The sequence below is a fragment of the Vibrio sp. LB10LO1 genome (assembly GCF_010092875.1).
Classification (GTDB): Bacteria; Pseudomonadota; Gammaproteobacteria; order Enterobacterales; family Vibrionaceae; genus Vibrio; species Vibrio campbellii.
Window position 1 is genome coordinate 77109 of record NZ_JAADJW010000009.1, and the last position, 12215, is coordinate 89323.

Consider the following 12215-nt stretch of genomic DNA (forward strand, 5'->3'; position numbering starts at 1 on the left):
ATTAAAGGGAGACTTTCCATTGAACAGTTTGGTTTTAATTGGATGCAAATCAAACATACCGCTTCACAAAGTCAATAAAAGTACGGTCGGCAATGGATAGATAGCCTTGTTTTCGCCACGCGAGTGCAAGGTCGAGCTTAACGCTCGGTTCAAATGGAATACCCACCACACCCTGTTCATGTTGTGTCACCAGTTCTAGGAGAGCGGTAATAGCAAATTCTTGTTTAACGATACTCAGAATGAGCGGCAACAAGTTGGTTTCAAATGAGGACTTCATTGTAAAGCCATGATCTTCGCTGACGTGGTCTAAGAATTCTCGGTGGAAGTAGCCATGTTGGAACATCACCAAATCATGCTCGAAAAACTGATCAAATGTGATGGCGTTGCGCTGAGCTAAATCATGTTCCGGAGCCACTACAGCAACCATTTGGCTAGTAAACAAATGGTCAGTTTCTAAGTCTTCTGGTACATCGTCACAGCTGATCACGCCAATATCGAGCTGACCATTAAGTAACATTCGACGGATAGACTGAGTGCCCGCCTCCACCAGCGTCAGCTTTAAATCTGGATACTGGCTCTTAAACGCCATGACAATTCGGGGAAAGAAGTAGCTGCCCATCATTGAAGGCGTACCAAGTCGCACTTCCCCTTTGGCTAAACCTTTGAGTTCATCAATTGCTAACTGCGCATCGTGTAACTGCTGAATCACTCGCTTAGCGTGAACCAACAGGGTTTCCCCCTCTTTGGTTAAGCTGATTTTCTTTTCTTCTCGGCGAAACAGCGTCACGCCAAGAGACTGTTCGAACTTCTTAATTGAAATACTTAACGCTGGCTGAGCAATGTGCAAAGCCTTAGCTGCATGAGTAATGTTGCCGTGTTCCGCGACCGCCAAAAAGTGTTTGAGTTGTTTCGATTCCATTAGATCAAAAATATATACCAACCATATTTTTAATATATTTTTTCAATCCACAACTAACTGATAGATTGATCACAGTTTCTTTATATTTGCTCGCTCGCATTAGGCAGGACTCATGGTCAGTTTCGGCACTCCGGAATACAAACGCATTACGCTATCTCTGGCGCTCGGCTCTTTTTTGGTTTTCTCGAACCTTTATCTCCTTCAGCCGATGCTGCCAAGCTTTGCGGCGCACTTTCAGATCTCGGAAACTCAGGTCAACTGGCTATTCGCCGCTACCACACTGGCTCTCTCCTTTAGCTTGGTCCCGATGGCTGTGCTCTCTGAATCGATTGGGCGCAAACCTGTAATGATGTTTGGTCTGTTTTCGATCCCTGCTATCTCCGCATTAATGCTGCTTGGCGATTCGTTTTTGTTCTTAGTAGTTTGCCGCGCTTTGATCGGTGTTGCGCTTGCCGCGTTTGCTGCTGTTGCCGTTGCTTATATGGCGGAAGAGCTAGATAAACACGCATTTTCAATGGCGATCGGTACTTATATCGCAGCCAATTCATTGGGAGGGATCGCAGGGCGTATCAGCGGAGGTTTGTTGGCAGACAACTTTAGCATCGATGTCGCCATCGAAGTTATGATGCTATTTACCCTTATCGGCGTGGTCAGCGTGCATTACTTGCTGCCAAAACAGAAAAACTTCACCCCTTCTTCGAGCAGTTTAAGGCATCACAATCGAGCTATTATCGGACACTTCAAAAATCAACGTGTGTGGTTTGCCATGCTGATTGGTGGTTTGAACTTTGCGTTGTTCGTTAATCTCTATTCGGTAATGGGTTTTCGCTTAGTCAGTGCGCCACATAATGTGCCTGTCGGGTTAGCTTCTCTCATCTTTGTTTGCTATTTAGGTGGTACGTTCTCTTCCCGCTGCGCCGGACATTGGAGTAAACGCTTTTCACCGATACTTGGCATGTTTTTAGGCTCTATCGTCAGTATGGCTGGCATGTGGATCGCAGTAATTGAAAGCATACCTGCAATGTTGACAGGTTTGTTATTGATCAGCTTCGGCGCGTTCTTCACTCACACACTTGCTTACGGCTGGGTTGGACAAAACGCAACACAAGCAAAAGCGACGGCGACCGCATTGTATCTCGTGCATTACTATATTGGCGGCAGTTTAGGTGGATTCCTATTGCTCTATTGCTGGCAAGACGGCGGTTGGTCGAGTGTACTCATCGGCGGCTTTGCACTGTACATTGCCATGTTCGCTGCTATCGCATTCTTAAAAAACATCACAGAGCGAATCGACGCCGGTGATAATGCAGACATAACGGCTTAACAAAGCGTTAAACCTTATTGGTTTTATGTTGTGGCGCTGCTCTGCTATGCTTGCGCCACATTCATAAAAGCAAGAAAGTCGTATGCCAACGCGCTCAACACAAGAATCACCAAACACCGATATCGATGCGATCACAGAGCAAGTCGATCAATGGCTCAATGATGTCGTGATCGGGTTAAATCTCTGCCCGTTCGCCGCTAAGCCACAGCGCAATAAGCAAATCAAAATCTTCGTTAGTGAAGCCTCGCAAGAAGAAGCTCTGCTTGAAGACATTTTGCTGCAACTGATCGAACTCAGTAATACCGAGCCAGAAAAACTGGAGACAACCTTGGTTGTGGTTCCAAACATGCTGCAAGATTTCTGGGATTACAACTTCTTCATTGATTGGGTTGAAGGCTTGCTCAAACAGCAAGATTGGGAAGGTATTTTCCAAGTTGCCACCTTCCATCCTGATTACTGCTTTGGCGGAGCAGAACCAGAAGATGATGAAAACCTGACGAATCGCTCTCCATACCCAGTATTTCATCTGATCCGTGAGGAGAGCATGGAAAAGGTACTTAAGCACTACCCTGATCCAGAGTCCATTCCAGATACCAATATTGCACGTGTTTCAGCGCTTTCAGAGGAAGAACGTAAGAAGCTCTTCCCCTACCTATTTCGCTAAGACTCACTCCCCAAGAGACAGAATTCTAACCAGTTAGAATGGGATCGCTTGGGGATTAAAGTTCGGTTTGATATGATTGCGACTTCAATCGATTCAATGGACATTAGAATGCAACTGTCAAAGCTAACCCAAGAGATTTTTGATCACCTATACCGTGACATCACCGAGTTCCGTAGCACTTTCGACCTACCAGTGGCGGATGTTGCAAGCCTAGACGCACAAGCAGATACACTACACACTTCTCTTGCGATCGAAGAGCTTACTGAACTAGCGGAAGCGGATTGCAAAACCGAGCAAGCAGACGCAATCATTGACAGCGTTTACGTTCTAATGGGTCGTCTAGTACACCTTGGTGACAGCAAAGTTGAAGATAACCTAGCGATCAGCTATCTGATCGATCTACTGCTTAACGTAGCGGTGAACCGTGGTATCGACTTTATCCCTTGCTGGGACGAAGTGCACTCAAGTAACATGAGCAAAGTGTGTCGCAACGAACAAGAATACGCAGAAACAGAAGCGTTCTACGCTGAACAAGGCATCAAGCTGATGGCGGTTCAAAAAGGCGAATACATCATTGCGAAATGCGCAGAAGATTTTGTATCTGAAGGCAAAACGGTACGTAAAGGCAAGGTTCTAAAGTCGGTTTACTACCGCCCTGCAGACCTTAAGCCACTTACACAGTAAGTCGTCGATTAGGCACTACAAATAAAATTCAGCGCCCACAATACTCGATATTGTGGGCGCTTTTTTATGTCCACTCAGAGCTTCATTACTCAAAAGTTAAACCTCATCGAATCTCCGGTCAATGAATCCTAATCCATGCTTTTAACGCCACTAAACACCTGTTCAGTATTTATTGATATTTCTGAGGCCTATCTCTCTGATAACCTTATCGCAGTTACCATATCGTGGATTACCTATGATTCATATATCTCAGGTGTTGCCGTTAGTCGAAAAACAGCTCAAAGAATTGCAGCCTAAAGAAGCGGTAGAGTTTAAGACCTACAAAAGAGATCGCGGTTTTCTGATTTACTGTCTAGCAGATAGCCAGTTCCAAGTTGTTGAAATGGGATATCACAACCAAACGTTGACGGGAGATTTGGTCAGTACGCGTAAACACGTTAAGAAAGCCCTCCGACGAGAGTTTCCGAGAAGTAATAAAGTTTGGGTGGAGTACTTTCAGAGTGTCGATAACCCATTAGATATCAAGAAATCCCATTCACATCAGATGCCTCTGTTTTAGTCTCTCAACAAATAAACGCTTGGCATCTGGATGCTCTGTATTTCTTTAGGATACTAATCAAAAATTAGATACGGCCTTTCTTCTAATAAGACCTTCTTAACTTGAGTTTGGAACACCTCAGCTAATCCTTCTTCTGATAGCACTTCGTCGGCGTTACCGGAAGAATGCAATACGCCGTTATTGAGTAGCAGTACCTTGTCAGCATGCCTTAACGTTCGATTTAAATCGTGGTTTGCGACCAACACCCCGATGCCTTGCGCAGCGACTGCATTAATGAGCTGATATAGCAGTCCCTCTTGGGCAATATCCAACGGCGCTGCGGGTTCATCCAAAATCAATAGCTGAGAGTAAGGGTTAATCGTGCGCCACACTTGCAAGCACACCCCGGCTAAACGGACACGTTGCCATTCACCCCCGGATAATGTCTGAATACTTCGATGAAGCTTGTCTTGCAATTGTACTAGCTCAATAACAATATTAACGGCATCTCGTACTTTCGCGTCGCTGATATTGGCGCCTGTTGGCAGTGAAAGTGCTAAGTATTGAAAGACATCAACATTGAATGCAGGTCTTGATTGCTGACACAAATACCCACGGATATGCGCTTGTTCTGAAAGTGGCATTGTGAGCAGGTCGTTATTGTCGACAAGCACTTCCCCACTCACGCCTTCACGCTGAGTTAAGGTGCCAGATATCGCGCCAAGTAATGTACTCTTTCCTGAGCCGTTTGGACCCACAACATGGACAACCTCACCCGGCTTCCATTCAAAGGAGAGCGGTAGCAGTCGACTTCCCACTGCGATGTGCTTAACGTGAATCATGACTTTTCACCAGCATCCAAATGAAGATAGGTGCGCCGATAGAAGTGGTCATCACTCCCAGCGGCAGCTCTGCAGAATCGAGCAACAAGCGCGCGCCGATATCAGCAAACACCAATAAGGCTGCGCCAGATATTGCCGACAGAGGCAACAGGTAACGATTTTCTGTACCAAACGCTAATCGAAGCAGGTGCGGCACGACTAAGCCCACAAAGCTAATGATCCCACCCAATGCAACGGAGCCACCAACAAGAATGGAAATTGCCAAAATGAGTTTCCAGCGCATCTGATGAACATCAATGCCCAGTTGAGTGGCATGGATTTCCCCTAGCATCAACTTATCAAGCGGCTTGCCCTTGCAGCAGAGCCAAATCAGCACAGGTAGCATGACCAAAGTAACGGTGTGCTGGTACCAACTTGCCCCACCAATGCTGCCCATTAGCCAATACATTAACTGACGCAGGCTCAAGTCATCGCTAAAGTAGAATGCCCACGTCACAATCGCGCTCGATAAAATACCCAGTGCAACGCCGACGAGCAGCAACCTTGCGGTAGTGAGATGCATTGCCCTAGCGATACCAACCAATATGACGGTAAACAACATCGAACCGGCAATGGCAGCCAACATAAAGATCATCGGAGAAGGCAAAACCGGCAAGGCAAACATGACTAGCACCATTGCCAAGCTCGCGCCACCGGAGATCCCGAGAACGCCGGGTTCGGCTAATACGTTCCCAAGCAGAACTTGTAAGGTCGCACCAGAGACCGCCAGAGCAGCACCAATAATAGCGGCAGAAACCAAACGTGGCAGACGTAAATCCAACAAGAGTTTTTGTTCAAATGCAGAGAGAGACTGAAAAGGAGAAAGGAATACCTCTCCGACCATCAAGTGGATAGCAGAAAGCAGCACGAGAATCACTGACATGATCAAAAGATTGCGTTGCCAGCGTCGTTCCTTGTTCAGGATAAGTTGTTGAAAATCCATAGTAGCCGATAAATACAAACGAGGCTTAACCTTACAGTTAAGCCTCGGTAAATTGCAAATGTGTTCTTACGCTTTAGTCGCCGAAATTAGGGCGATATGGCATTAATCGTAGACTAACTCGCCATCTTCGTAGCGCGTTTTCACTTCACACACCATTAATGCTGCGCGTTGACCAATCGCAACGTGGCGATTTGGGAAAACAACGGCTTCGTTATCGTTCTTCGCCATTAATGGTTTGTCACCATCGTGACCAAACACTTCGCCGTGAACGAATGAGGTGAAGTTCTCGACGTTGTCATCAAACATGAAATCGAAATCTTCGTGCAAGCGCACAATCGTACGACTCACACGGTACTTGATACATGGCTTAGACAAGTGCTCAGCTTTCGCCTCTGCAATTAGGTTACGCAGTGACAAATCGAATGCTGTCAGTTTGTCTAAGTCGTTTTCACCAATGCGAGCCACACGACCAAGTTCCATCGTCAAAGCTTGCGCGCCGTAGTTCTCTGCACTGAACCAGCTGAATGTGCTGGTTGGCGAGTTAGACAGTAGCACTGCTTCAATATGTGCACTATCGAGAAAATCAATCAAGGCTTTGCTACGAACAGGATGACGCGTTTTCGGACTCACAGCAAAGGTGTAGTGCTTTGAATCACGGATCGCACAGTGCAAATCTAAGTGCCAGCGTGTTTCCGCTGCCGTATCTTGATAGAAATCTCTGACTAACAATTTGAGAGTATCAGCAATCGCGAGCTCTTTGGTCGGCTCGTGCTCTTTCTCATCAAACAGTCGGTTAAGGTTTTCTTCTAAAAATCGCGTGTGCGCCAGAGTCGATTCTGGGTGAGCGATAATGAATAAGCATCGAGCCTCGACTTTCTGGAAGCCAGATTCGATGTCTTTGATAATTGAGTCCACCAGCTCCATCGGTGCGGTTTCATCCCCGTGGACACCACAAGAGATGATGACGTTCTTGGTTTCCTGAGTGTATTCATCAGGAATGACTTCTAGCACACCACGCTGATAGAGTTTAAGTTTTACACCATTAGACAGCACCTGCTCCGCTGGCGCGACATCAATATGAACATCTAACGTGTCAGTTAAAAACGATTGGCGAAAGAGAGACTTCGTCATGCGTTACTCCTTAATAGCACGGCGGGTATGTTAATAAATTGTACAAAGGATTTTTGTTGTTGCGATCCCACTTATGAGTAGAAGCCACCAAATTTATTTAAAATCCCATACCTTTTCGCGCCATGCACTCAAATCAAGCATTGAGGCGTTTATTTTTTAAACAATTACAAAGTGTTAGGGCTGTGAACTTTACCACAGCCCTAAAGAAGATCATTATGATTTGATCAATTTTTAGCGTTTATTCACCACGTTGTGCGAGTAAACGTTCAAATTCGTCTACTTTGTCACGAACTAGTTCCACACTCTGCTGCCAGAATTCTGGTTGCGTCAGATCCATTGAAAGATGCTTCTCGACAACCTCTTCAGCCATCATGTTGCCAGTATCGCGCAATAGTTCTACGTAATCGTCGTAGAAACGCTCCCCTTTAGCTTCACGTTGAGCGTAGATACCTTTACTGAACAAGAAGCCGAACAGATATGGGTAGTTGTAGAAGCTCACCCCAGAAATAGAGAAGTGCAGCTTGCTCGCCCAGAAATAAGGATCAGCCTCGCTCATTACATCGCCATACCAATCTTTCCACGTTTCTGACATCAGCTCACAGAAGTCATCTGCTGTCAGTTCGCCCTCTTGGCGACGCTCGTAGAAGGCTTTTTCGAATTCGTAACGAACTGGAATATTGATCATTAGCGCCAACGCCGAAGAAAGCTCTTCCCACAGCATTTCGAGCTTATCATCCACACTTTCTGCTTTTGAAATCAGATGATCACGAACGATGTTTTCAGCGAAAATCGAGGCGGTTTCTGCCAACGTCATTGGGTAGTACGTTTGGCAAAGCGGTAAGTCACGAATCACCCAGTTGTGGAAAGCGTGACCAAGCTCATGAGCAAGCGTCATCAGGTCTGAGCGGCTACCACTCCAAGTCATAAACACAAGCGGCGTACGCGTCGCCGGCAGCTTAGTACAGTATGCACCAAGGCGTTTATTGGCATTAGGCGCGGCATCAATCCAGCCGTTTTGTACCATCATGCGGACAAACTCAGACATATCTGGATTCACGGTTTCGAACGCTTCACAAATGACGTCGATTGCTTCATCGAAAGGGTAAACTTTCGCTTCACCACTCAAAGCAGGCATCGCAGCAAGATGATTCCATGGTTTCATCTCATCCAGACCGTGGACCTTCGCCATCAACAAACCGGCTTTTTGACCAATTTCACGGCTGTCTTTAGCCACTTTCATCATGGCGTCGAGCGTTTCCGCTTTGACTCGGCTGCCATGCAAGCTTGGATCAAGGAAATGGACATCACGTTTGGTAGAACGCTTTTTGTTCTCTGTTAAACGCCAACCTGAAAGCGCGTTAAGGATAGAAGCAAAAGACTCTTGATGTGTTGCCATCGCCTTTTGAACACCACGCCACGCAGCCTCTTGGCGATCAAATTCAGAGCCATAAAGAATGCTTGCGGCTTGCGAGAAGCCAAGCTCTTCACTTTCACCATCAGCGTAGTCAAGCTTCACTTTCAAAGAGCCCGTGAGGTTGTTGTATAACTTACCCCACGCAGATTTTCCATCCACGCTCATTGCCGCTAATAGCTTTTCTTCTTCGGTGCTTAAGCGTGTGTCAGCCAGTTTGCGAGAGTTCAGGATTGAAAACGCCTGACCACTGATATCTGGGTTTTCATGCTCTAAAACGTGGCTAATGAACTCCTCATCAGCATGAGTCAGTTTAAGCTCAAAGGCACTGTAAGCTTGAGAAAGCTCGGAGAAAATGCGCGTCATACGACCGAGTAGTGCTTTCGCCTCTGCATTTGTCGCATCCACTGATGCGTAACAGTTTGCGAAGTTAGCAATAGTGCCAGCCAAACGGCTTGCCGCCTCACTGGTTAAGATTGCGTTTTGCATCACTTCAACCGAGTCACAATCAGCAGACTGTTTATTGAGTAGGTCAATGCATTGCTCTACAAGCGCAATGTCATCTTGAATACGAGGGTCAGCGAGATCGTTATAAACGATGGATAAATCCCAGCTAGGAGCGGTCATTTATGGTTCCTTTTGATGTAATCGAGCCAAAACGTGTTTCTCTTCAACTAATAAGAGAACCAAGCAGAAGCTACTTCCGTGACTAATTTTCAAATAGTGGTACGCCTATCGAACGAACTGAGGCGTAAATCTGATCATCGATGGTAATTGTTATATGTGTTACTGACGCATTTCCTATCGCTAATGTCGAATACCATCGCGGATTGCGCCAATCTACACCCAATACATGGGCAAGAATCATTCTAATTACGCCACCATGCGTGACAATTAGCAAGTTGTCATTGATATCATTAATGATTTGAGACCAAGCACAAGTTACACGATGAGAGAAATCATCCAAGCTCTCAGCATTCGGTAAGGTGTGTTGTGCCGGTGCTTTCCAAAACGCATCGAGCTTATTCCAGTGCTCAGAAAGCATGTCAAATGGGATGCCGTCAAAATCACCAAAATCCAATTCTTTAAGTTGTGGTTCCACACTTAAAGGCAAAAGTTGCTGCTCAGCGAGTATGTCAGCAAGATCGTGACAACGTGACAACGGAGAGCTGATGATCCCTTCTACTTCTCGACCCGTCTGTTGCCAGGCTTGTGCAATTTTGCGTTGCTCAGCTTCATCGACTTTTAAATCGGTTTGTCCGTGTAAACCTGGGGCTTCGTTCACTTTCCCGTGTCGCAGTAAGTAGATATTCAACGTTTTCATCGCTTCCCTTCCTGTGGTTTGAGCTCAAGTGGCAAACCCGCGGCGACAAACGTGACTTGCTCACATACGGTCGCCAGTTTTTGATTCATCCGTCCCGCATTATCAACAAAGTAACGACTGACGGCGCCAAGCGGCACAATGCCCATCCCGACTTCGTTAGATACAAAAATCAGCGTCGCTTCAGCTTGTGCTACCGCATTCACCAACAACTCAATTTGTTCCTCTAACCGCTCATTACAGCAGTCATCACCGAGTTCAAAGATCCAGTTGTTGAGCCAAAGCGTAAGGCAGTCAACTAACACGACATCTTGAGACGAAAACCCACAAATGAGCTCAGGCAAGTTAAGCGGACACTCATGTTCAATCCACCCAGCCCCTCGCTGCTGTTTATGGTGAGCAATGCGTTGCTTCATTTCTTCATCAAAAGGCAATGCCGTCGCCACATAGTGAAGCGTTCCGTTTTTATTTTGTGCCCATTGTTGCGCCCTGCTCTCTGCTAAGCTCGACTTTCCTGAGCGCGCCCCACCTAGAATAAGTTGCTTCATAATGAATGACTAAATGCGATAAGAATGAGATAAACAAGCAACTCTGCAAGCTGCTGCGCGGCACCGAGGCAATCGCCAGTAAATCCGCCGATACGTTTGGTCAGCCAGCGTTTAAAGCCCACACGAAACAGTGCCAATACCAATACAATCACAGCAGCCTGAGTCACACCCAGTAACAACGCTACAACCCCACCAGTTAAGAGCAGTATCGCGACTTCTAAGCTCGATTGTTTGTTCGCTAACGGCTTACTTTTCGAGGTATCTGCGTCACTAACGTAAGGCATGTCGTATATGAGAGTGGCAGCAAGTGCTCGGCTCACGGTGTACGCCACGACGATCATCAGCCAAAACTGAGGCTCATTGGCTAACTCGCTCCAAAATACAAACTTCGCTAACAGCGCCATCATTAGCGTTGCCGCGCCGTACGTCCCGATGCGGCTGTCTTTCATGATGGTTAAGCGGCGCTCTAACGTCATACCACCGCCAATGCCATCCGCCATATCCGTTAAACCGTCCTCATGGAACGCGCCGGTAAGCAGCAGGCTAAATGCCATGGTCAACACGATGGCAACTGAGTTTGGGAACAATAAACTTGCTAGTGAAAACACAGCTGCACACAGTAGCCCTAGCAACACACCGACCAAAGCAAAGTATCGCCCCGCTTGGTTCATGCGCGTTTCACTGTAAGGTAAATCTGCGGGCACTGGTATACGACTAAAAAAGCTGACTGCGAGCAAGAAAAGCTCACTCTGATAGCGCAAAGAACGAGTCTCTGAATGGAGTGTATTATCAGAAGCAGACACTAAACCGTCACTCCCGCACTCTCAAAACTTGCCATGTTGTTGTAAAACTGAGCCGCCGCTTTTACCAGTGGCAAAGCAAGCGCCGCTCCGGTTCCTTCACCTAAACGCAAGCCAAGATCCAAAAGAGGTTCCGCTTGCAAACATTCCAGCACAAACTTGTGCCCATTCTCTTCTGAGTTATGAGCAAACAACATGTAACCTCGCGTCTCTTCATCCAATAAAGTCGCGACGTAAGCGGCAACAGAGACGATAAATCCGTCGACTAAAACAGGCGTTTTATGGCGTTTCGCTTCTAAGAATGCGCCAACCATTTGCACGATTTCGAACCCACCGACTTGTGCCAGTGCACCTTTGGTGTCAAGGTCCCGGCAGCGATTCACGCCTTGTGCGACTAGCTTGATTTTGCGGTTTAGTTGCTCTTGAGTAATACCCGTGCCATAGCCAACACAATGGTCGACTTCCAATGGACTCAGAGCAGTTAACAATGCCGATGCAGAACTGGTATTGCCAATCCCCATCTCACCAAACATCAACAAGTTCGAGCCATTAAGAATCGCCTGCTGCGCGACCTTTGCACCATATTCCAAACCTAGCGCAACTTGTTCTAACGACATCGCCGTTTGTTTAGCAAAGTTTGCCGTACCATTTCCCAGACGTCTTTCAATCAAGTTGGGATGATTTTTAAAGTCAGGAGCTAAGGTATCGATCGGTGACAACATGCCACAGTCAACAACCTTAAAGTCGATTTGGTTGAGATCGCAGAAACAATTAATGGCGGCGCCACCAGCGAGAAAATTCGCCACCATTTGCTGAGTCACAGCGCTTGGCGCAATGCTCACCCCTTCTTCGGCGATACCGTGATCACCAGCAAATACCAACATGGTTGGTTTGCGAATTACTATTGTTTCAACCGCTTGAGGCTTATCTTGGCTTTGAATTAGCGCCAGTTCTAAGGCTACTTTTTCGAGCAAACCAAGAGCGCCTACTGGTTTGGTTTTGTTATCAATGCGAGCTTGAATTTCTGAGGCAAAAGAGCGATCCATGATGA

At 46.6% G+C, this 12215-nt stretch carries 13 protein-coding genes; 4 read left to right on the forward strand and 9 right to left on the reverse strand.

What is annotated here, in order from left to right:
• Nucleotides 1-49: 49 nt before the first annotated feature.
• Nucleotides 50-919 carry a LysR family transcriptional regulator gene (locus GXP65_RS08685; RefSeq protein ID WP_162092581.1) on the reverse strand — a complete coding sequence of 290 codons (870 nt, stop codon included), beginning with the start codon at nucleotides 917-919 and terminating at the stop codon, nucleotides 50-52.
• A 112-nt stretch (nucleotides 920-1031) separates the two neighbouring features.
• On the opposite strand from GXP65_RS08685, the gene GXP65_RS08690 reads away from it, so the two are divergent.
• The 4 genes from GXP65_RS08690 to GXP65_RS08705 all read left to right on the forward strand — a co-directional run bounded on the left by GXP65_RS08690 (nucleotide 1032) and on the right by GXP65_RS08705 (nucleotide 4150).
• Nucleotides 1032-2243: an MFS transporter gene (locus GXP65_RS08690; protein ID WP_162092582.1), complete on the forward strand. Its 1212-nt coding sequence runs from the start codon at nucleotides 1032-1034 to the stop codon at nucleotides 2241-2243.
• Between the two features lie 82 nt (nucleotides 2244-2325).
• Nucleotides 2326-2907, forward strand: coding sequence for a DUF1415 domain-containing protein (locus tag GXP65_RS08695; protein ID WP_162092583.1), 582 nt, complete (start codon nucleotides 2326-2328; stop codon nucleotides 2905-2907).
• 108 nt (nucleotides 2908-3015) lie between these two features.
• On the forward strand, nucleotides 3016-3591 hold the full coding sequence (locus GXP65_RS08700) for a nucleoside triphosphate pyrophosphohydrolase family protein (RefSeq protein WP_005445519.1): 576 nt from the start codon (nucleotides 3016-3018) through the stop codon (nucleotides 3589-3591).
• 235 nt (nucleotides 3592-3826) lie between these two features.
• Nucleotides 3827-4150, forward strand: a complete 324-nt coding sequence (locus tag GXP65_RS08705; protein ID WP_162092584.1) for a hypothetical protein — start codon at nucleotides 3827-3829, stop codon at nucleotides 4148-4150.
• A gap of 53 nt (nucleotides 4151-4203) precedes the next feature.
• On the opposite strand, the gene btuD is transcribed toward GXP65_RS08705, so the two are convergent.
• The 8 genes from btuD to cobT all read right to left on the reverse strand — a co-directional run bounded on the left by btuD (nucleotide 4204) and on the right by cobT (nucleotide 12210).
• Complete coding sequence (gene btuD, locus GXP65_RS08710) at nucleotides 4204-4971, reverse strand: vitamin B12 ABC transporter ATP-binding protein BtuD (protein WP_162092585.1); 768 nt, start codon at nucleotides 4969-4971, stop codon at nucleotides 4204-4206.
• Nucleotides 4958-5953: a vitamin B12 ABC transporter permease BtuC gene (gene btuC / locus GXP65_RS08715; RefSeq protein WP_162092586.1), complete on the reverse strand. Its 996-nt coding sequence runs from the start codon at nucleotides 5951-5953 to the stop codon at nucleotides 4958-4960. The genes btuD and btuC overlap by 14 nt, the downstream gene beginning before the upstream one ends.
• A gap of 102 nt (nucleotides 5954-6055) precedes the next feature.
• Nucleotides 6056-7084, reverse strand: coding sequence for a succinylglutamate desuccinylase (locus GXP65_RS08720; RefSeq protein WP_005439838.1), 1029 nt, complete (start codon nucleotides 7082-7084; stop codon nucleotides 6056-6058).
• Between the two features lie 238 nt (nucleotides 7085-7322).
• Entirely contained in the window at nucleotides 7323-9122 is a 1800-nt protein-coding gene (locus GXP65_RS08725) for a M3 family oligoendopeptidase (protein ID WP_162092587.1), read from the reverse strand.
• Between the two features lie 82 nt (nucleotides 9123-9204).
• Nucleotides 9205-9819 carry an alpha-ribazole phosphatase gene (gene cobC / locus GXP65_RS08730; protein WP_162092588.1) on the reverse strand — a complete coding sequence of 205 codons (615 nt, stop codon included), beginning with the start codon at nucleotides 9817-9819 and terminating at the stop codon, nucleotides 9205-9207.
• Nucleotides 9816-10364, reverse strand: a complete 549-nt coding sequence (gene cobU, locus GXP65_RS08735) for a bifunctional adenosylcobinamide kinase/adenosylcobinamide-phosphate guanylyltransferase (RefSeq protein WP_162092589.1) — start codon at nucleotides 10362-10364, stop codon at nucleotides 9816-9818. The genes cobC and cobU overlap by 4 nt, the downstream gene beginning before the upstream one ends.
• Nucleotides 10361-11167 (reverse strand): adenosylcobinamide-GDP ribazoletransferase, encoded by an 807-nt coding sequence (locus GXP65_RS08740; protein WP_162092590.1) that lies wholly within the window; start codon nucleotides 11165-11167, stop codon nucleotides 10361-10363. The genes cobU and GXP65_RS08740 overlap by 4 nt, the downstream gene beginning before the upstream one ends.
• A complete protein-coding gene (gene cobT / locus GXP65_RS08745) occupies nucleotides 11167-12210 on the reverse strand; it encodes a nicotinate-nucleotide--dimethylbenzimidazole phosphoribosyltransferase (protein WP_162092591.1) in 1044 nt (347 codons plus the stop codon). Before cobT ends, GXP65_RS08740 begins: the two co-directional genes overlap by 1 nt.
• Between the last annotated feature and the right edge of the window lie 5 nt (nucleotides 12211-12215).

What these genes read in the sequence shown, in the direction of transcription:
- GXP65_RS08705 (WP_162092584.1), top strand. Translation starts at nt 3,827, where the DNA reads ATGATTCATATATCTCAGGTGTTGCCGTTAGTCGAAAAACAGCTCAAA.
- GXP65_RS08700 (WP_005445519.1), top strand. Translation starts at nt 3,016, where the DNA reads ATGCAACTGTCAAAGCTAACCCAAGAGATTTTTGATCACCTATACCGT.
- btuC (WP_162092586.1), bottom strand. Translation starts at nt 5,953, where the DNA reads ATGGATTTTCAACAACTTATCCTGAACAAGGAACGACGCTGGCAACGC.
- btuD (WP_162092585.1), bottom strand. Translation starts at nt 4,971, where the DNA reads ATGATTCACGTTAAGCACATCGCAGTGGGAAGTCGACTGCTACCGCTC.
- GXP65_RS08695 (WP_162092583.1), top strand. Translation starts at nt 2,326, where the DNA reads ATGCCAACGCGCTCAACACAAGAATCACCAAACACCGATATCGATGCG.
- GXP65_RS08690 (WP_162092582.1), top strand. Translation starts at nt 1,032, where the DNA reads ATGGTCAGTTTCGGCACTCCGGAATACAAACGCATTACGCTATCTCTG.
- cobC (WP_162092588.1), bottom strand. Translation starts at nt 9,819, where the DNA reads ATGAAAACGTTGAATATCTACTTACTGCGACACGGGAAAGTGAACGAA.
- GXP65_RS08720 (WP_005439838.1), bottom strand. Translation starts at nt 7,084, where the DNA reads ATGACGAAGTCTCTCTTTCGCCAATCGTTTTTAACTGACACGTTAGAT.
- GXP65_RS08725 (WP_162092587.1), bottom strand. Translation starts at nt 9,122, where the DNA reads ATGACCGCTCCTAGCTGGGATTTATCCATCGTTTATAACGATCTCGCT.
- cobT (WP_162092591.1), bottom strand. Translation starts at nt 12,210, where the DNA reads ATGGATCGCTCTTTTGCCTCAGAAATTCAAGCTCGCATTGATAACAAA.
- GXP65_RS08685 (WP_162092581.1), bottom strand. Translation starts at nt 919, where the DNA reads ATGGAATCGAAACAACTCAAACACTTTTTGGCGGTCGCGGAACACGGC.
- cobU (WP_162092589.1), bottom strand. Translation starts at nt 10,364, where the DNA reads ATGAAGCAACTTATTCTAGGTGGGGCGCGCTCAGGAAAGTCGAGCTTA.